The sequence below is a fragment of the Pseudoalteromonas sp. T1lg21 genome, assembly GCF_002964625.1.
Lineage (GTDB): Bacteria > Pseudomonadota > Gammaproteobacteria > Enterobacterales > Alteromonadaceae > Pseudoalteromonas > Pseudoalteromonas gelatinilytica.
Map to the genome: position 1 here is coordinate 514109 of NZ_PQBX01000060.1, position 20689 is coordinate 534797.

Here is a 20689-nt window from a genome sequence, read left to right on the forward strand (position 1 = left end):
CTTTAAGTGCTGTGTTATTAAAAGCTCGCCTGGATCGAGTCTAACTATTCAGTTGTCCTAGTGACACATTTTGTGTCCCCATCGTCTAGAGGCCTAGGACACCGCCCTTTCACGGCGGTAACAGGGGTTCGAATCCCCTTGGGGACGCCACTTAGTTTAAGTGCTGTGTTATTAAAAGCTCGTCTGAATCGAGTCTAACTATTCAGTTGTCCTAGTGACACAGAAACTTTCTGTTTAAGCTAAGGCCATTCGCCTCTCAGGCTCGGTCTCATCTTACGCAGGAATAGCAAATCAGTGATTTGCAAACCAATTTCTGCGTCCCCATCGTCTAGAGGCCTAGGACACCGCCCTTTCACGGCGGTAACAGGGGTTCGAATCCCCTTGGGGACGCCACTTACATTAAGTAAGTCAATGTGTTGGAAAGACTATCTTTTAAATCATTTCAAATAGAACTAAGGTTTTTTGACTTAAGATTCCTTATTCTCATATATCTTTACGATATAGACTCCAAATATTTATAAAACTTTAATTCCTATTGAACACTTTTACTGATCATTTTATTACTTTATAGTATTTAGCAACTCATCAGCTAACCATAAGGAAATTAAAATGTTAGCTAAACGTGTTGTACTCATACTAATTTCTTTAGTCATTACTGCTTGCTCAGACTCAAATGAGGGGGTAGCGCTAGGAACGCTTGAGCGTGAGCGTGTGATCCATCCTGCAACGACTAACGAAATACTGATCGATTTACCCGTCTCAGCAGGCCAGTTGGTCGAAAAAGGGCAGGTGATTGCAAAGTTCGATGCCGAACTACAACAAGCGATTGTTGCTAAAGCACAAGCTCAATTAGCTCAAGCCACTGCATTTCTTGAAAAAACATTGAATGGTGCTCGCCCCGAAGAAGTTGCTGCCGCATCAGCCAAAGTAGCAGCAGCCAATGCTGCATATACGCAAAGCGAAGCTAATTTTCGCCGTGCAAAAACCTTAGTTAAAGATAAACTCGCAAGTCAAGAAACCTTAGACAGTGCTACCGCTGCACGAGATGAGACTTTTGCTAATTTAGAATCAGCAAAGCAGAACTTAAATGAGTTAACAAATGGTTCTCGCGTTGAAGATATTAATAGTGCGAAAGCGCAAGTTCAGGCGGCAGAAGCAGAACTAAAAGTACAGCAAAAATACCTCTCAGATCTGACAATTAAAGCGATGCGTGCTGGTAGGGTCGATAATTTACCTTGGCACGTAGGTGAGCGAGTTACTAAAGGCAGCCCTGTCGTTATAATTCAAGCAAACAGCGCACCTTACGCACGCGTATATATCCCTGAACCATATCGTGCCAAGCTCAATCAGGGGATGACACTTACGGTTCGCGTTGATGGCATAGATAAAGATATTCAGGGTGAACTGACCTGGATTGCCACAGAGCCTGCGTTCACGCCTTTTTATGCCCTTAATCAGGAAGAGCGTGCGCGATTAATGTATCTTGCTGAGGTAACACTACCCACAAGTGAAAATAATTTACCGACAGGCGTACCTGCTCAAGTGATTATGCCATGACTGAATCGGTGATCCATGCCAAAGGTTTGGTAAAACAATTTGGCGACTTAAAAGCGATTGATAACCTTGATCTAGACGTTGAGCAAGGGCAAATTTATGGCTTTTTGGGCCCTAATGGCTGTGGTAAGACGACCGCAATCCGTATGCTTACGGGGCTATTGAAGCCAACCTCAGGTGATATCAATGTGCTTGGCTTGAGTCTGCCAAAAGATGCTGAAAAGCTCAGAACACAACTCGGTTATATGACGCAAAAGTTTTCACTTTATAGTGACTTGACCGTACTTGAAAACCTAAAGTTCATGGCGGCGCTTTACCCGTTTAAAAAGCAGCAAAAACAACAAAGAATTGACGAATTGCTCCATACCTATGGCCTTGATCAAAGAGTCGATCAAATGGCCGGAAGTATGAGTGGGGGCCAACGGCAGCGCTTAGCATTGGCTGCTGCAGTGATTAATAAACCGAAAATTTTATTTCTTGATGAACCAACATCGGCTGTAGATCCACAAAATCGCCGTGACTTTTGGGAAACACTGTTTGATTTAAGTAATGCCGGTACCACGATATTAGTCACTACTCATTATATGGATGAAGCCGAGCGTTGTCATCGTTTAGCCATTTTAGAATCTGGTATTAAACGCGCGGATGGCTCTCCAAAGCAATTAATGACAGACATGCACGCTCATGTTGTAGAAATCGCAGGGGCGCAAACCAGAGAATTAAAAAAACAACTCGCAACAATCGACCATGTTATCTCGGCAACTCAGCTAGGTGCACAGCTGCGAGTATTAGTAAAAAAAGATGTTCAAGACCCCGTTGAGTTCATAAAACAGCAATCATTCTGTCAGGATACGTGGCAAGTAAATAGTGTGCGTCCAAGCCTTGAAGACGTGTTTGTTACCTGCACAGGGCAGGGCCGACAATGAGTATTGTGACTTCATTAAGCCGCATAAAAGCAATTGTAAGCAAAGAATTATTACAATTACGTCGCGATAGAATGACCTTTGCGATGGTGGTGATGATCCCCCTTATCCAACTGATTCTATTTGGTTACGCTATTAACACCAACGTTAAAGATATCCCTGTTGCAGTGGTCGATCATAGTCAAACTGCGCTCAGTCGCATTTTAGTACAAACAGTATCGGCGACAAATGTGGTTAAAGTGACGGATTATTACGACAGTATTGAACAGGCACAAACAGCAATCGCTAGTGCGAAAGTGCGTGCTGTGCTGTTTATACCCCACGATGTGGCAAACCGACTTGCTCAGCACCCAACCGTTGGTTTTGGTTTGCCTGATGGCAGTAATGAGTCGTTAGTCAGGCCAATTGCGCATTGGTTAGTTGATGGCTCAGATACAATGGTCGCGTCGAGCATAAAATCGCTGCGCAATATGCCGCTTGCAGAGCTTCTCGATAAACCTGCGAATCGAACTTACCCTACCTTTGAGACGACCTTATTTTATAACCCAGAGCAACGCTCTGCGGTGAATATTGTGCCAGGTCTAGCTGCTGTCATTTTAACCATGACGATGATTATGTTTACCTCTGCTGCCATTGTTAAAGAGCAAGAGCGAGGTAATATGGAGCTCTTAATCACCTTACCATTAAGCTCACTTGAATTAATGATTGGTAAAGTGGTGCCTTATATCTTCATTGGTTTTATTCAGTTATTTATTATATTAGGTATGGGTAAGCTATTGTTTCATATTCCTTTTGGAGGTGGTTTAGTCGCATTGGTTGTCGCAACCTTTGCCTTTATATGTGCCAGTTTAGTGCTTGGCTTAGTACTTTCGACAATCGCTAAAAACCAGCTTCAAGCAATGCAAATGACAATTTTCATTCTATTACCTTCTATTTTATTGTCAGGTTTTGTATTTCCCTATGAAGGTATGCCAAAGGCAGCGCAATGGCTTGCTGAGTGCCTGCCCGCAACGCATTACCTAAGATTAATACGCGGAATCGTGCTAAAAGATGTTAATTTAATAAGTATGAGCAGTGACTTACTTTGGCTTTTAGTTTTTACTATTTTGGGCTTGGCTGTGGCTGCATTTAGGTTTAAGAAAACCCTTGATTAGGCTGGGCAATTTAAGGCATATGTGCTTAACTAAAAAGTAATTTTAATTCATTTTGAGTAGACATTAGCGTGTGGCGAGTATTTTGGCTGGCGGTGCTATTAGTTACGTTTGATGGCTATGCAGCAACGATAAACCTAGCCCATACCATGAAGCATGAACATTTTAACCAATTGCTTAGTGAGTTTGCAGAGCAAAGCGGTTTAACGGTTAACTCTGTATTGGTTGACCAAAAGGCGCTAAAAGTCAGGCTGGTGCAAAATACCAGTACCAGCACCTCAACAGACGTTGTTATTGTACCCGCTGATCACTTAGGCCTTGATAAATATGCCAACTACAGCACCATTCCAGACTCACTCATAGCTGATACCACAGACAAGCGAACCTTAGAAACTGCAAAGTTAAACAATGAGCTCTTAGGTATACCCATCATTCAAGGGAATCACTTGCTACTTTTTTATAATAAGCAGTTTGTTAAAGAGCCAATAGAAAATTGGCAGGATATATACCAAATTCAACCAACATTGCCTGAAAAAATGAAACTCGTTACATGGAGTTTTATGGAGATGTATTGGTTTATCCCGTTCTTATCGGCTTTTAATGGCGACCTAATTGTAGATAATCAAGTTCAACTTAATACACCGGCTATGCAATCGGCTCTCAAATTTGTTTGGGGTTTAAATAAACAAAACCTGGTTGATAGGCAGTGCGATTACACTTGCTCAAATAATGCATTTAAAGCGCAGCAAGCCGCTTTCACCATTGATGGTGCATGGGCATTAAAAACGTATGAGCAGGCGCTTGGTAATAATTTAGGAATACAACAATTACCGAAGCTCAATGGTGAGTATATGCAGCCTTATTACTCAACCTTTGTGCTGGCATTTCCAAACCATGCTTTAAATGGCGCAAATAAAGAGAGCTTGATCAAATTTGCTAAATTGGTTCAAGCAGAAAAATTCCAAACACTGGTTTGGCAAAAGCTTCAAGATATCCCAGTTAACACTGAGGTTTTAAATAACCTTAAAGCACAACAAGGCACTGAGTTATCAACCTTAATTGATGCCATACAATTCACAAAGCCTATGCCTTCTACCGCATCTATGATCATCGTGTGGGAGGTATTAAATAAAGGCTTTATTCGCTATGGTAGTGGTGCCTTAACTGCTGAACAAACGGGGCATTTTATGCAAGGGTTGGCAGAGCGTTCGATTGCCAATGAAGGGGATGAATGAGTAGTCCACGCTTTAGTCGCGCCTTATTTATCAGTGTATTACTACTGGTCATTATTCCCCTGCTGATCCTTGCAGGTTTGATGATAGGGCGATTCTATTTAAGCTCAATTGACCAAGCAAATACGAGTTTGCAATGGCAAGCTAGAAATAATGCGGCCAGTCTTGAACAACTCTTATTTAAGCTTGAGAAAAACAGCCAATTGCTTAGTAGCACTAAAGCGATTACAGAATTGCCCAATAAAGTGGTGTACTCACAGTTCGCGCTTGTACAACTGCAGGAGTTTGTTGCCCAGAACCCACAGATAAAAGCATCGATTGTAATTGATAATCAAGGGTTTATAGTTGAAGGTTACCCTATTACCTCTTTAAATTTGAACTATAAACTCACAAAAAGCATTCTCGACAGCGCCAAAACATCAACACAGCAAAACACAGTTCAAATTATTGATAACCCCCAAGTTAGTGAATTATTTACGCCTGCCGAGGCAAAACAAAATGCCTTACTGGCAATTACATCTAAGTTGTTACATGAGCAAGATTCTCTTAGTGAGCCAATAATCAAAACGGGCGTGTTAGTGTCTTTTGTGCCTTTATCAGAGGCGTTAAAGTGGCTTGCAATACATAATGAGCAACCGGTTTATCAAGCGGGTAAGCAGGTACAAATTACTGCACAAGATAACATTTTATATAGCGTGGGCGATGCTGGCGATAACGGCAAATTAATGGGGCAGGCCTCAATCAGTAATGTTTTTTTTGCAGGTAAGCCAACCAGTTTACAGTTCCAAATTAATGAAGCAAAAACCACCTATACCAGCGCTGTAAAGCAAACGGCTATATTGGCAGGGTTGTTAATTGTAGGACTCTCTATTATTTCATTTATCTCAGTGCGTTGGTTGACGGCACGTCTTCATAACCCACTAAATCGTATTACTGCTCTTAGCCGAGAATATGCATTAGGTAATTACAAACAAGATACCGACGATTTTCATTATCAAGAGTTTAAAGATATTGCAGATTCGCTTAGCAGCATGGCTGATACCATTGATATACAAATTACTTCATTGCAATTAGAAAAACTTCGCGCTGAGCGCTCTGAGCAAGTTAAAAGCCAATTCTTAGCCAATATGAGCCATGAGATACGCACTCCGATGAATGGTATTGTGGGCTTTTTGCAGCTACTCAATAAAAGCACGCTAACACAAGAGCAAGCAGAGTTTGTAAGGCAAATTAATAACTGTAGTGATGTGTTATTAACCGTGATTAACGATATTCTCGACTTTTCAAAAATAGAGGCCAATAAAATAGAGCTCGAGTCGCGACAATGTGATTTAGTCGCGCTTTGCAAGGACCTTATCTTACTATTTAAACCGAGTTGTGATGCCAAAGGGGTTGGCTGCCGGCTTGAGGTCTCCTCATTACATTCGCTGAATGTAGAATGTGATGAAATACGTGTTAAACAAGTGCTGATTAACTTGCTCTCTAACGCCGTTAAGTTTACCAATCAAGGAGAGATAATTCTTTCGCTTACTCTGCAAAGCCGAGATGAACACCAGACAGCCGTCGTGTTATCGGTAAAAGATACAGGCATAGGTATCGCTGAAGATAAAATAACGGCCCTGTTTAATCCCTTTGTCCAAGCGCAAAATAGCACCACTCGTGAATATGGAGGGACCGGTCTTGGGCTTGCCATCAGTAAGGGGATGATTGATTTGATGGGAGGCACTATTGCTATCGACAGTGAGCTTGGCAAAGGCACCGAGTTTACCATTAATGTTAATTTTAAATCACTAAACCCACAGGATGCTAGCGCAAAAGTACTCCAATCAGATGAAGACACTCAGTTCGATTTTAAAGCCGTCGACAAGCCAATATTAATTGCCGAAGATAACCCGATTAATCAAATTGTTATCACTAAGTATTTAACTCAATTAGGTCTAAATTATGAATTGGCAGAAAATGGACAAATTGCCTGTGAGAAAACCCTAACACAAGATTACGCACTGATTTTAATGGATATCCAAATGCCGGTGATGGATGGATTAACTGCCAGCGAAAACTTACTTGCAAGGCCAGATTTTGATACGCCGATTATTGCGGTTAGTGCTAATGCTATGAAAGACGACATCGAAACAAGCGCAAAAATTGGTATCAGTGACCATATCGCAAAGCCAATTAATTTTGCTGAACTTGAAAAAGCACTCGCAAAATGGCTATCTCAGCAATCGCTGAAATAGCCGGTATGAATCAAAAAGTGGTGTTATCTTTTTTCTGAATTAACTCAATCGCATAACCGTCAGGGTCTTTAACAAATGCAATTTCAGTTGTGCCGCCTTTTACAGGACCCGGCTCACGACTCACATTACCGCCAGCAGCTTTAATGTCTTTGCAGGCTTTATAAATATCATCAAACTCGATAGCAATATGACCATATGCATTACCCAAATCATAGCTGTCTGTATCCCAGTTATAAGTAAGCTCAAGCACGGTCGAATCTTTTTCGTCACCATAACCGACAAAAGCAAGGGTGTAGCGGTACTCTTCGTTGTCTGCACGGCGCAGCTCTTTCATACCTAATACCTGCGTATAAAATTCAATTGATTTATCTAAATCAGCAACGCGAAGCATTGTGTGTAATAAGCGCATTATTAGCATCCTCTTTTTTGTCTTTAAATTCGCACAATTTCAATAACGCAGCATGGTTTAAGGCTGCGCATTAGAATTATCAAAAATGGATTATAAATTATTTCGATTGTATGCACAGTAGCATTGAGACAAAGTGTTTGATATGAAAAGGGTGATGTTATGCAGCAATAAATAGGGATTGCTGCATAATAATGAGGTATTTCAGGTTTAAACGTACGTTTGGCTTTTCACTTTACCTTTTAGTACATAAATTTCGCCATCAAAGCTCCCTTGAATTGTCAGGCCCTGACCCGCCAACTCTTTAAGATATTCGATATGCTCATTAGTGATATGTTGCCCCGGCACTAAAAGCGGGATACCAGGAGGATAAGGCGTCACTAATCCGGCACAAATTCGGTTGTTACTTTTGCTAATTGGTACAGATTCACGTTCGCCATAGAATGCATCACTAGGAATACAGGCTAAGTCTATAGCGGGTAGATTCTCTGGTAGGCGTGTGCGCCTCATTGAAGTGGCAAGTTTTACTTTACCGCTATCGAGTTTCTTCAGCGCATTGTAAAGGCGAATAATCTTTGAGCGTGTGCCGCCAAGAGTCAGTAAAACTAAAATGGTGCTGTGTGTATATTTTTCGATTTCAAGGCCAATTTCATCTAACAGGAATTTATGAATATCCTTTAATGAATACGGTAACTCACTAATATCGATAAGAATCTTCAATGGGTCGTGACCCATGTTATCGCCACTAAAATGTGGGAATATATCCATGAAATCTTGCTTATCGAGCACTTTAATATGTTTCAGTGAAGCCATTTGCTGCTTAAACTCAGCAACGTGATTCAACAGAGCATTCAGTAATTTATAACCTTCCATTTCTAATTGCTTTTGGCATACATCCAGCGAGGCAATGAGCTGATATTTTGGCGAGGTACTGGCGTAAATACTGTAGATCTCACGGAAGAAATCGGCATCGAAATCAGGGTCGTTAACATGAATATAAGACGCCTGAGAGAACGCTGAAACCACTTTATGTGCCGAATGGGTAACATAGTCTGCGCCAGCATTAATAGCTGAGTAGTGGCGTAAACTTGGATGGAAAAGCGAGTAAGCAAACCACGCTTCGTCGATAAACACTTTAATACCGTGCTGATGTGCAAATTCAACCACTTGTTTTAAATCGCTAAGCAGACCATCGTAGGTACAGCCGGTTAAAACCAGTAATTTAGCATCGCTATTTTGTTCAATCGCTTGCTTAATGTCAGCCAATGAAGGGGGCGCGAAGATACCATATTTAGGATTTAAAATACTCGATAAGTAAATAGGTAAACTAGCCGATTGCAAAATGCCGTAATGTACTGATTTATGACAGTTTCGGTCGATGATCACCTTATCGCCTTTACGCAGTAAAGTTTGCAAAATAATTTTATTTGAAGTGGATGACCCATTGGTAACAAAGTAAGTATGTTTTACTTCAAATGTCGCCGCCGCTGATTCTTGAGAGCGGCCTATGGTGTTGGTGCTGTCTGATAATGAGCCAAGCGAGTCGACAGAAACCGACAGGTCGCCAACAAATACGTTACGGCCATAAAACTGATAAAAGTCTTTAATATACGGAGAATTTCTAAAGCTAGCACCGCCACTGTGACCAGGCGTGTGCCATGAATCGTTCGATTCACCCACATAACGACGGTAGGCGGTCCAAAATGGCGTTTCTGAACGGTCATCAAAGTCATTGATCATATAGCCCAAGATTGCTTCAGGGTCTGAAATGACCTCATCTTTGAAAAAGAAAGATTCAATTTCTTCTGACTCGTTAACGATTTCCAAGCCTTTCGTATCGTCACCAATAACATAAACAGGCAGCTCAAGGCGTATGCCTTTTAATTGCTCGATAAAACGGCTATAGGTGCGCTCGCCATTGTTCAGTACATCCCAACTAAGTACCACAGCTTGAATATCGCCATCTTCCTCTACATATTTCAACGCCTGCTTGAGCTCTATGCACTCAATAATGTCGATATCAACATCACTTCGCTCAAAATTAGGGATTGTTTTTTCTAGGTTCGTTGAAAGCTCTTTTAAGGTGGCAGGATCTTGTTCAATTAACAAGATACGAAGTAAAGGTAACATAGCAACTCATATAAAAAATTTCACATTACTCAACAGCATAACGAAAGGATGGAAGCTTGTGAAATGATTACGCTGATATTTTTTGTTCCGATACTGATTATACTTTTTTCGTGTTAATCGCAGATAGTTGAAATTACATGTTCTTACTGTAAAAGTAATGCTTAAGTAAAAGGTTAATTGAGCACTCAGCGATAAAACCACTCAAGCCAGATACAGATAAGCCTGCTAGGGAGAATAAAACATGGCGTATGTTGCCAATTTCAAAATTGTAGTCATCTCTACATTGTTTGCGTTTTGTACGAACGCAGTTAATGCAGATGAAGTCTCAGATTCAAACAATAAAAAATCGATACCCGAAGCCACTAAATTTGTGACCCAGCATAAAGGCACCTTTAATGGTACAAGCTGAAATACAAAGCTGTAGCCGGTGAAACTTATTTGTTAAACAAAAACGAAGAGCCTAAAGCTGCTATCTTTTCGTTTGATTACCTAGCCGCAGATGACAACAAGAACAGACCCGTCACATTTATCTGGAATGGTGGCCCGGGCTCATCGTCTAATTGGTTACATATGGGCGCTTATGGTCCGAAACGAGTCGTGGTACCAAGCGATGCAACGGCTCCTGGATTGGCTCCTTACGAATTAAAAGATGCGCCTGAGACGATACTTGATGTGACTGATATGGTGTTTGTGGACCCTGTTGGTACAGGTTACTCGCGCGCTTTAGGTGACACTGAGAGCAAAGCATTTTGGGGCTTGAAAGAAGATGCATTTTCTATCGCTGATTTTATTGCCCAGTGGCTAACAAAAGAAAATCGCTGGAATGCACCCGTATTTTTATTGGGAGAGAGCTATGGAACAACTCGAGCTGCTGCGGTTTCTAAAGTGCTTATGGATAAACACTTGATTAATGTAAATGGCATTATTTTTGTGTCACAAGCTTTAGACTATCAAGGTTCAAGCCCTTATGTTGATGACAATATCATTTCTTACATCACCTACATACCCACACTTGCTGCAACTGCTTGGTATCATAAAAAAGTAGACACATCAGGAAATTTTGAAGCGTTTATAGATGCGAGCCGACAATTTGCAGTTGATGAATTACTACCAGCATTATTTAAGGGTAATGCCCTTAGTAAAGCTGACAGAACGCGAATTGTTGACGGTCTTCACCGTTATACAGGGCTAAGCAAACAATATATTGAGCAGGTTGATTTACGCATTAACGCTTTTAGATTCGCTAAAGAGTTATTGCGTGATGAGGGTGTCGCAGTAGGCTTTCTTGATGGACGTTATAAGCTTGATGAAAGAGACGATTTAACCGCGGCTCCTAAGCAAGATGCGTCAAAAGTGATAGGGCCGGCATATAAAGCGGCACTGATGAAATACATGCGTACAGATTTAAACGTACAGTGGAAAAGAAAATACTTAAACCCAGGTGACCCTGAGCTATCAGATAACTGGCGCTGGCGCACAGCGCCTGATGGACAAGGCTGGGAGCCAACTTACGTCAACACTGCGCCGGATTTATCTTATGTGCTTCGCAGCAACCCACAAATGAAAGTGATGGTTGCCTCAGGGTATTACGATATTGTCACGCCATTTTTTGATGCAGAATACACCTTAAACAGACACGGTATATACGCTGATAAAATTGACTATCATTATTACCATGGTGGTCACATGATGTATGTTCACGAACCAGCAAGAGTGGCGCTGTTAAGAGATACGCGAGAGTTTATTAAAAAGCAGGTGAGCCAAAACCAGCGATAATGGCTAGGCTTATTGTGCCAAACCTTGTGTTTGGCACAATCTGCAAAATGAACTTACTGAGGTGATAGAAAAAGGTGAGCAACATCACCTTAAAATTGTTTGTCTTAGAGTAGATTTTAACTACTCAGTCTTTTCCTTAAACTCACATAAGTCTTCGATAATACAACTGCCGCATTTAGGTTTAAGAGCAGTACACACATAGCGGCCATGCAGGATTAACCAGTGGTGTACATCGACCTTAAACTCTTTAGGTACCACTTTTTCTAATTTTTGTTCTACAGCCACCACATCTTTACCCATAGCAAACTTAGTGCGGTTAGATACGCGGAAAATATGCGTATCAACAGCAATAGTCGGCCAGCCAAAGGCACAGTTTAAAACAACATTTGCAGTCTTTCTGCCAACACCCGGTAATGCTTCAAGTGCTTCACGATTTTCTGGTACTTCTGAGTTATGTTTATTGACCAGAATCTCACACATTTTATAGACATTGTTGGCTTTAGAATTAAACAAACCAATGGTCTTGATGTAATCGCGAAGGCCTTCAAGGCCTAAATCAAGAATCGCTTGAGGCGTGTTAGCAACAGGGAATAACTTACGGGTTGCCTTATTAACACCCACATCTGTTGCCTGTGCTGATAAGGTAACCGCAACTAGTAACTCAAACGGGCTTGAGTATTCAAGCTCTGTTTCTGGGTGCGGGTTTTGCTCACGTAGACGAGATAAGATCTCATAGCGTTTTTCTTTATTCATGGTGGCGTAAAGCACGCAGTGACGGTGCGTGCTCTCCTTTAAGTTAAACTTGTTACTCGGGCTCTTGGGCCTTTTTCTACTTCTGGAGTAACAATTTGCTTAGATTTTATTTGTGTATCAATGACATTTTTTGCAGCAATCAGTAAACCAAGTCCTAAAAAGGCACCCGGTGGTAAAATTGCCAATAAAAATTGGTTATCAAAACTAAATACTTCAATTCGAAGTGCAGCAGCCCATGGCCCTAATAATAAATCAGCACCATCAAACAGCGTACCTTGACCAATAAGCTCACGCATTGCCCCTAGCACCACTAAAACTAACATAAAGCCAAGTCCCATCATCAGTCCGTCAAAGGCTGAAAGTGGCACGGTATTTTTAGAGGCGAATGCTTCTGCGCGGCCGATAATGGCGCAATTGGTAACAATTAGTGGAATAAAAATCCCCAATGATTGATAAAGCCCAAATGTATAGGCATTCATCATTAGCTGAACTATCGTTACAAAGCCTGCGATGATCATCACAAAAACAGGAATACGAATATCTTTAGGCACCCAGTTACGCACAATCGATACGGTGACGTTAGAACCAACCAGTACTAATAACGTTGCTAAACCTAGGCCTAATGCATTGGTAATCGTAGAAGTAACAGCAAGTAGCGGGCATAAGCCTAATAACTGCACAAGGGCAGGGTTATTGGCCCACATGCCATCTTTAAATAAGGTTTTAACTTGGCTCATTACTTGGCTCCTTGACAGATGTTTGGCGCAGCAAACAAGTTATCAAATTCAGCTTGGGCAAACAGCACAGCTTGTTTAACCGAGCCGACAACGGCACGCGGTGTGATGGTTGCACCAGTAAATTGATCAAATTGGCCACCATCTTTTTTAACTGCCCAGCGGCTGTCATCTTCAGAAAGTACATTTTGGCCTTTGAAAAGGGTGATCCAGTCTGATTTTTTGACCTCAACTTTATCGCCAAGGCCCGGTGTTTCTTCGTGCTTAGTGACACGAACACCCGCTATTTCACCATTGGCAAAAACCGCCGTTAATAAGTTGATATCGCCGCTATAACCACTTGGTGTTACATGGCGCATTACTAAAGCATACGGCTTATTATCTTTGTAGGCGCGGTAGATTATTTGCTCTGGACGTGGCCCAAGGCGCTCATCGGTGATCACGACACAATCTTTGTATAGTTGATTGTCATAATGATGGGCATCAAGTACTTGTTGCAGCTGCTCTGCAAGTTGTTGCTTTTCTTGCTCTTCAATACGCTCTGCAGTCAGGCTATGAGTCAGGGCCACAGTGCCTGTGGTAATGAGCGCAAATGCTGTAAGAATAGCGCCGTTTTTAGTCATTGAGGAAAGGATCATTATTTCACCCCATGGCCGTAAGTACGTGGTTTCGTGTAGTAATCAATTAAAGGTACCGCCATATTTAACAGCAATACACTAAATGCCACAGCATCAGGATAACCACCGAAAGTACGAATTAAGTAAACAAGTAGACCAATTAACGCACCGTAAATTAAACGGCCTCTATTCGTTGTTGATGCAGAAACTGGATCGGTAGCAATAAAGAATGCCCCTAACATCGTTGCACCACTGAATAAATGAAATACCACGCCTGGCTCTGTGCCAGGAGCTGCAATATAACCAATACCACTGCACACGGCCAATGAGGCTAAAAAGCTAACAGGGATATGCCAATTAATGATGTTAGCTTTTAATAAATAAAGCCCACCCACTAAAAAGCCGAGGTTAACCCAGCCCCAGCCAAGACCAAACCAGCCATTAAAAAGAGGCTTACTCATGCTCTCAGCCACCGTTAGGTGATGGGCGACATCTGTTTTTACGGTATCAAGCGGTGTTGCCATGGTTGTGCCATCAATCGCTACACGTAATTGATCAACACTAAAACCAGCGCTGGTAAAGCCATTGAAAATAACAGACAGTTGCTGTGAGAAGCTTATCGGAGATGCAAGTAAATCACTAACAGGTAACCAGCTGGTCATTTGCACCGGAAACGATACAAGTAGTAATACATAAGCTGCCATAGCAGGGTTAAATAAATTAAAGCCAAGGCCGCCATAAAGCTGCTTTACAATAACAATTGCAAACATACAGCCAATTACGATAATCCACCAAGGCGCTAAAGGCGGAATACTCAACGCCAGTAATACGCCTGTTAACCACGCACTGCCATCACTAAGTGTTGGCCAAACTTTGCGTTTACGAAGCAGCAATACAGCGGCTTCACAGGCGCTAACTGTAATTAGCGCGAGAACAAGCTGAATTAACACAGCGCTACCAAAGAAGAAAACCTGCGCGATTAAGCCTGGAATACACGCAGCAATCACTGTCATCATTAATCGGCTTAATGATTTATGGCTATGATTATGCGGCGAACTCGCCATGGTTAGTTTCATGACTTATCGTTTCCTTCTTGTTGTAACTTTTTCGCTTTAGCTCTTGCAATGGCACGAGCGACCGCTGCTTTTTTCTTATCTTCGCTAGACTCAGGTTCATCAACCTGCGGTTTTGAATCATCCGTATCGCTTGAATCATCAAGTTGTTCTGATGATTCGTCACTCTGCGCTTGCTCTTTAGCGGCCTTTTTCGCTTTGGCTCGAGCTATGGCAGCTGCAACAGCGGCTTTTTTCTTATCTTCGCTAGATTCAGGAGCATCAGACTGCGGCTTGGCATCAGCCTCATCATTTGAATCATTTATTTGCTCTGAAGAATCGTCACTCTGTGCTTGCTCTTTAGCGGCTTTTTTTGCTTTGGCGCGAGCGATAGCGGCAGCAACGGCGGCTTTTTTCTTATCTTCGTTAGATTCAGGAGCGTCAGCTTGTGGCTGGGCATCTGCCTCAGCACTTGAATCATTAGTTTGCTGTGAAGAGTCGTCACTCTGCGCTTGCTCTTTAGCTGCTTTTTTCGCTTTAGCACGGGCGATAGCAGCTGCAACAGTAGCTTTTTTGTCATCAACTGGCGCGCTATCTTCTTCAGCTTCAGTTTGATTCTCAGCAGCTTGTGCTGCTTTTTTCGCTTTAGCACGCGCGATTGCAGCAGCAACAGCAGCTTTTTTGTCATCGACCGGTGCGCTATCTGCTTCAGCTTCAGTTTGATTCTCAGCAGCTTGCGCTGCTTTTTTCGCTTTAGCACGCGCGATAGCAGCTGCAACAGCGGCTTTTTTGTCATCAACTGGTGCTGCTTCTTCAGCTTGACTCTCAGTAGCCTGTGCCGCTTTTTTCGCTTTAGCACGGGCAATAGCGGCAGCAACCGCAGACTTTTTATCGTCTTTATCGACGCTTTCTTCACCTTGCTCTAATGCTTTCTGTTCTTTGTATTTACGCGCCTGTTCTTTGCGAGCTGCACGCTCTTTAGCTACCTCAGAGTTATCAGGCTCAAGCTCTGCACCTTGCTTTTTCGCTTTTGCACGGGCAATAGCTGCGGCTACGGCTGATTTGCTGTCTGTATCATCAGATTTAGCTTTAACTCGGGCGAGTGCATCGGCCACTTTTTGTTTTTCGTCATCTGACTTAGCAGCCGGCTTACGTTTGTGGCGGTTTTGACGCTCTTCTTGTTCGCGCTCTAAACGCTCTTTACGCGCTTCAAAACGCTCTTTTGCTCGCTCTGCTTTGATTTGCTCTGCTTGCTGCTCTTTAATTTCGGCTTTGGCAACGCGATAGTACTGTACCAAGGGGATTTCACTTGGGCATACATAAGCACAGGCACCGCATTCAATACAATCGAATAAGTTGTGCTCGTTGAGTTTGTCGTATTCTTTTGACTTAGCGAACCATTGTAATTGCTGAGGTAACAATGAAGCAGGGCAGGCATCTGCACAGGCACTACAACGAATACAGGCTTTTTCATCACCCGGCTCAGCAAGCTCTTGGTGATCTGGCGCTAAAATACAGTTAGTTGTTTTAACGACACCAATGCGCACGGTGGGGAGGGTAAAGCCCATCATTGGACCGCCCATGACCACACGTTGTTGTGGAACCGGTGAAAAACCTTGGCAGTCTAATAAATGTTTAATTTCGGTGCCTAGTAAAGCCCACACATTACCTTGTTTATGAATGGTGTTACCCGTTACGGTTACTACACGCTCTATCAGAGGTTTACCTTCATATACGGCTTGATTTACCGCAAACAAGGTACCGACATTTTGCACCAACATACCAATATCGGCTGGAATACTGCCACTTGGTACTTCTTTACCCGTTAACAGTTTAATTAGCTGTTTTTCACCGCCAGAAGGGTAAACCGTTGGCACTGTTTGCACTATGATGCCGTCGTTATGTTGTGCAGCTTGTTTCATGGCTGTAATGGCATCGGGTTTATTATCTTCAATACCAATAATTGTCAGCTGTGGACTTAACAGCTGCTGCATTAATTCAATGCCGGCAACTATGCCATCGGCATGTTCGCGCATTAGCATGTCATCAGCGGTAATATAAGGCTCACACTCAACGGCATTAACAATTAAAAACTCAATGGCTTTACGTGTATCTGCTTTTACATAGGTTGGGAAACCTGCGCCGCCCATACCGGCAATACCGCTTTGATGAATAACATCAACAAGTTCATCATGCGACAGTGCTTTGGCATCAGTCACAGGGTTAAGCTCGCACCAGTTATCCTCACCATCAGGTTCAATAATAACGCTAAGCTCAGGCAACGCTGATGGATGAGCTGACGGCATTGGACAAATATCGCTGATCAGCCCAGATGTTGGCGCGTGCACAGGCACAGACCAATTGCCGCTTGGTTTAGTTAATGCTTGACCTTTAAGAACCTGCTGGCCTTTTTCCACAATCAGCTTACCGTTAGCACCAATGTGTTGTTTTAGTGATACAACAAGTTTGTCTGGTAGCGGCAGTCTTGTAATGGCTTGCGTTGTTGATTGTTGTTTTTGACCCGGTGGGTGAATACCACCAGGAAATGGCCACACTTTACCTTGTTTAATTTGATCTATTAGCTTTTCCATCTGTGCTCCTAATCTACCTGAGTCACAGGGATTGCGTTTAATTGCCATTTCCAGGTTTGTTTGGTTTCTTTAACAGGCAGCATATCAATACAGTCTACAGGGCATGGTTCAACACATAAGTCACAACCGGTACATTCATCGATTAATACAGTGTGCATCTGGCGGGTTGCGCCGACAATGGCATCAACAGGGCAGGCTTGAATACATTTGGTACAGCCAATACATTCATCTTCTCGAATATAGGCAACTGTTTTAATTGGCTCTGCTTGCTCACCGCCAGCTAGCGGTTTTGCCTCAACACCCATTAAATCAGCGAGTTTTTTTACCGTGGCTTCGCCGCCTGGTGGGCACTTATTGATTTCGTCACCATTGGCAATCGCTTCTGCATAGGGACGACAACCAGGGTAACCACATTGGCCACATTGTGTTTGCGGTAAAATGGTATCAATTTGGTCAACGATAGGGTTGCTCTCAACGCGAAAACGCACGGCAGCAAAACCTAAAATTAAACCAAATATAAGCGCTAATGAACCTAACGCTATCAAAGCATAAAACAAGGTCATATTAAAACTTCACTAATCCTGTAAAACCCATAAAGGCCATCGACATAAGACCTGCGGTGATCATCGCAATTGAAGCACCCTTAAAAGGAGCAGGGACATCAGCCGCGGCTAAGCGCTCACGTAATGCGGCAAACAGTATTAACACCATAGAGAAGCCGACAGCAGCACCAAAGCCGTATACAGCAGATTGTAAAAATGAGTGGTCTTCTTTGATATTAAGTAGGGCAACACCTAATACCGCACAGTTGGTGGTGATAAGCGGTAAGAAAATCCCTAATAAGCGATAAAGTGTCGGGCTGGTTTTTCTCACCACCATTTCGGTAAATTGCACGACAACAGCAATCACTAAAATAAAGCTCATGGTACGTAAAAACGCGATATCCAGCGGGATCAAAATATAATGATTCACCAGATAACTGGTCACGGAGGCAAGTGTAAGTACAAAGGTTGTGGCTAAAGACATACCAATCGCGGTATCTAACTTACCCGATACACCCATAAAAGGGCATAAACCTAAGAATTGAACTAAAACGAAGTTGTTGACTAGCACAGTGCCAATCAATAACAAGACATACTCTGTCATGCGTGCCTCACGAGAATAAAAACGGCTCTATTATCCTTTTTTATGGGGGCTGACACAACACATGAGGGACGAATAGCTAAAATTAACAAAGCTGTTTACGATTAAAGTGTTAAAGCTAAGTTAATAGATGGAATAGGCCCAAAAACAGTAAGGTTTTTTGGGCCTTTAAGAGGGGGCTAAATGTCTTTTGGCTTTTCGATGTAATAACCTTGCACACCATCAAGACACAGTGTTTCGATAATATGCTTTTCTTCTTGGCTTTCGACACCTTCAGCGAATACACTCACACCAATGCGGTGAGCTAAATCCACCATTAAGCGCATGAAGTATTGGTTATTTTTATCTTCTTCAAGGCCGCGAGTATAGCTTGCGTCCATTTTGATAAAGTCTGGTTTTAAGTCTCTAAAGAATTTAAATGACGTTAATCCCACACCAAAACGTTCTACAGTGATGCGTGCACCAACACGGTGAACCATATCGATAAAGCGCTTACTTGCTTTAATGTTTTGTTGTAAACCAAACTCACTGACTTCAAATACCAGTTTTGAGGCAATATTGCTGTCTTTTAAAAGTCGACGTTCTAGCCAGATCACAAATTGATCATTGTGAGCACTTGAAGCTGTAACATTAATACCGAAGAATTTTTCAGAGAAGTTACGCGTTTTGACCTTTTCCAGAGTGCTATCGATAATTAAGCGGTCAATTTCCATTGCCATTTCTAATTTTTCAGCCATAGCCAGGAAAGAGGCGGTCGGTAGCATTTGGTTTTCTGCGCTTTTAAAACGCACTTGGATCTCAGCATAAGCTTTAACACTTTTACCTATCGGCATAATGTTTTGCATCACTAAGTGTACACGTTTTGATTCTATTACTTCGTTAATCACTTTGCGCCAGTTTTGATTACCAAAACCAGCACTGGCATTATTAACTAAGTCAGTTTCACGCTGTACATGCCATGCGTTCGCTTGTTTTGATTGCGCCATGCTCATTGCGTTATCAACAATCGATAACAATTCACCAAGCGGCTTACCTTTTTCGTAACCGACAATACCCGTATTGGCTACTGAGCTTAATTCTTGGTTTTGCTGATACTGTGTAAAGCGTGATTGTAAGTTGTCACCGAAACGCTCTGCTTCTTTAAGTGGGGTATTTGGCAATACCACTGCAAAATCTGAGCTATTTAAACGAAAAACCTGACTGCCAGTGTATGTGCCACTGATATGTTTAATAATATCGGCCACACCTTTTACGTATTCATCACCTTTTTGGTAACCACGGGTTTGGTTTATGGTTTGCAATTCGCTACAACGCACCATGGCAAGTGACCCAAAGGTACTTTTTTCTGCGTTTTCAATATTCTTCTCGTAGTACTCAACAAACATATTACGGTTGCCAAGGTTTGTGACTACATCTTTATACGCTTCTTTTTTAATGCTTAGTGCATTGTTTTGAATATCATCATGTTTAGTTTGTAAGAAATGCGATAGACGATTGAAAGAAGGAATTAAATCTTTGCTTAGTTTTTTTAGACGCGTGGTGTCCATTGCTTGTTCAAGGTCGCCATTAACTTGATTTTGGTTAATGTAAATGTCAACGATATCCGAAATCGTGGTGCTAATTTTACGATTAAGGCGGCGAAACATGCTCTTCATATAAATAATAGGAAGTAGGGCGATAAGGCCTGAAATCAAAATGACAATGAATAAAGACTCTTGTAAGAGGCTAGCAAGATTATGCGCATTAATCGTGAATTCGACTTTAATGTCGGATGTTTGGTTTACGGCAAACTGAGGACGAATTGAATTAAAACTATTATTAACTATTTCTGCAAACAAGGGCAGGGACTGGCTTGATTCAACCATGCCTACCACTTGACCCGATTGATCACGGATCACAAGCTTAGAAAAGGTACTGCCATCGGCAAATGCTTTTTGAATTTTCTCTGGTGCAAGTTGTTCAATTGTTTGCGTATTTATATATGCGTTTACGACACGCTGTGCTTTTTGCTGAGCATCACTGACTGCGCTATCAAAGCTTAGTGCAATAAAGTAACCGCCCAAAAGTGCAAACAGCAACCAAGATATAAGTTGTATGAAAATTAGTTTTTTAAAGCCAGCCATGTTCTTATCTTTTAAAAGCCTAAAGGAAGGAATCAATTCCTTGATTGATTGCTTTAAGTATAGTCGTTGTATTCTAAAGCATAATACAGAATAAACTAAAATTAGGTTAGATTATAAGTGCTTTAAAGTCTAATACAATCGACGAATAGTAGTAGATAAAAAGTTTAATGGATTCGTGGAGTTGGCTCCCCCTCCCCGACTCGAACGGGGGACCTGCGGATTAACAGTCCGTCGCTCTAACCAACTGAGCTAAGGGGGAACTAAATA

General features: G+C 42.1%; 16 protein-coding genes and 3 tRNA genes. 8 read left to right on the plus strand and 11 right to left on the minus strand.

Going from position 1 to position 20689, the window contains the following annotated elements; all coding sequences use genetic code 11:
* Window positions 1–74: 74 nt before the first annotated feature.
* The 7 genes from C2M25_RS16360 (at window position 75) to C2M25_RS16390 (ending at window position 7097) form a co-directional block, all read left to right on the plus strand.
* A tRNA-Glu gene (locus C2M25_RS16360) sits at window positions 75–150 on the plus strand.
* Between the two features lie 167 nt (window positions 151–317).
* Window positions 318–393, plus strand: a tRNA-Glu gene (locus C2M25_RS16365).
* A gap of 216 nt (window positions 394–609) precedes the next feature.
* On the plus strand, window positions 610–1557 hold the full coding sequence (locus tag C2M25_RS16370) for an HlyD family secretion protein (RefSeq protein ID WP_105181582.1): 948 nt from the start codon (window positions 610–612) through the stop codon (window positions 1555–1557).
* Window positions 1554–2480: an ABC transporter ATP-binding protein gene (locus tag C2M25_RS16375; protein WP_062567026.1), complete on the plus strand. Its 927-nt coding sequence runs from the start codon at window positions 1554–1556 to the stop codon at window positions 2478–2480. The genes C2M25_RS16370 and C2M25_RS16375 overlap by 4 nt, the downstream gene beginning before the upstream one ends.
* A gap of 2 nt (window positions 2481–2482) precedes the next feature.
* Entirely contained in the window at window positions 2483–3631 is a 1149-nt protein-coding gene (locus tag C2M25_RS16380; protein WP_105181625.1) for an ABC transporter permease, read from the plus strand.
* Window positions 3632–3699: 68 nt separating this feature from the next.
* Entirely contained in the window at window positions 3700–4863 is a 1164-nt protein-coding gene (locus C2M25_RS16385; protein ID WP_105181583.1) for a sugar ABC transporter substrate-binding protein, read from the plus strand.
* The gene (locus tag C2M25_RS16390; RefSeq protein ID WP_105181584.1) at window positions 4860–7097 is read left to right on the plus strand and encodes an ATP-binding protein; all 2238 of its coding nucleotides are present in this window, start codon (window positions 4860–4862) and stop codon (window positions 7095–7097) included. The genes C2M25_RS16385 and C2M25_RS16390 overlap by 4 nt, the downstream gene beginning before the upstream one ends.
* Before the next feature lie 10 nt (window positions 7098–7107).
* Here the strand turns inward: C2M25_RS16390 and gloA are convergent, their stop codons facing one another.
* Together gloA and C2M25_RS16400 are read right to left on the minus strand one after the other, a co-directional pair.
* Window positions 7108–7506 (minus strand): lactoylglutathione lyase, encoded by a 399-nt coding sequence (gene gloA / locus C2M25_RS16395; RefSeq protein WP_063707028.1) that lies wholly within the window; start codon window positions 7504–7506, stop codon window positions 7108–7110.
* 207 nt (window positions 7507–7713) lie between these two features.
* Window positions 7714–9633 carry an aminotransferase class V-fold PLP-dependent enzyme gene (locus C2M25_RS16400; protein ID WP_105181585.1) on the minus strand — a complete coding sequence of 640 codons (1920 nt, stop codon included), beginning with the start codon at window positions 9631–9633 and terminating at the stop codon, window positions 7714–7716.
* A gap of 438 nt (window positions 9634–10071) precedes the next feature.
* Between C2M25_RS16400 and C2M25_RS16405 the strand changes: the two genes are divergently transcribed.
* A complete protein-coding gene (locus tag C2M25_RS16405; RefSeq protein WP_234003593.1) occupies window positions 10072–11409 on the plus strand; it encodes a S10 family peptidase in 1338 nt (445 codons plus the stop codon).
* A gap of 120 nt (window positions 11410–11529) precedes the next feature.
* Here C2M25_RS16405 and nth read toward each other — a convergent pair whose 3' ends face one another.
* The 9 genes from nth to C2M25_RS16450 all read right to left on the minus strand — a co-directional run bounded on the left by nth (window position 11530) and on the right by C2M25_RS16450 (window position 20681).
* The gene (gene nth, locus C2M25_RS16410) at window positions 11530–12162 is read right to left on the minus strand and encodes an endonuclease III (RefSeq protein WP_105181586.1); all 633 of its coding nucleotides are present in this window, start codon (window positions 12160–12162) and stop codon (window positions 11530–11532) included.
* 38 nt (window positions 12163–12200) lie between these two features.
* Window positions 12201–12899, minus strand: coding sequence for an electron transport complex subunit E (locus C2M25_RS16415; protein WP_063707035.1), 699 nt, complete (start codon window positions 12897–12899; stop codon window positions 12201–12203).
* The gene (gene rsxG / locus C2M25_RS16420; RefSeq protein WP_105181587.1) at window positions 12899–13534 is read right to left on the minus strand and encodes an electron transport complex subunit RsxG; all 636 of its coding nucleotides are present in this window, start codon (window positions 13532–13534) and stop codon (window positions 12899–12901) included. Before rsxG ends, C2M25_RS16415 begins: the two co-directional genes overlap by 1 nt.
* A complete protein-coding gene (gene rsxD / locus C2M25_RS16425) occupies window positions 13534–14589 on the minus strand; it encodes an electron transport complex subunit RsxD (RefSeq protein WP_105181588.1) in 1056 nt (351 codons plus the stop codon). Before rsxD ends, rsxG begins: the two co-directional genes overlap by 1 nt.
* Window positions 14586–17156, minus strand: coding sequence for an electron transport complex subunit RsxC (gene rsxC / locus C2M25_RS16430; RefSeq protein WP_105181589.1), 2571 nt, complete (start codon window positions 17154–17156; stop codon window positions 14586–14588). The genes rsxD and rsxC overlap by 4 nt, the downstream gene beginning before the upstream one ends.
* An 8-nt stretch (window positions 17157–17164) precedes the next feature.
* Entirely contained in the window at window positions 17165–17719 is a 555-nt protein-coding gene (rsxB, locus tag C2M25_RS16435; protein WP_063707044.1) for an electron transport complex subunit RsxB, read from the minus strand.
* Between the two features lies 1 nt (window position 17720).
* Window positions 17721–18302: an electron transport complex subunit RsxA gene (rsxA, locus tag C2M25_RS16440; protein ID WP_063707046.1), complete on the minus strand. Its 582-nt coding sequence runs from the start codon at window positions 18300–18302 to the stop codon at window positions 17721–17723.
* Between the two features lie 176 nt (window positions 18303–18478).
* The gene (locus C2M25_RS16445; protein ID WP_105181590.1) at window positions 18479–20422 is read right to left on the minus strand and encodes an EAL domain-containing protein; all 1944 of its coding nucleotides are present in this window, start codon (window positions 20420–20422) and stop codon (window positions 18479–18481) included.
* A 182-nt stretch (window positions 20423–20604) separates the two neighbouring features.
* Window positions 20605–20681: transfer RNA gene (locus C2M25_RS16450), tRNA-Asn, on the minus strand.
* Window positions 20682–20689 lie beyond the last annotated feature (8 nt).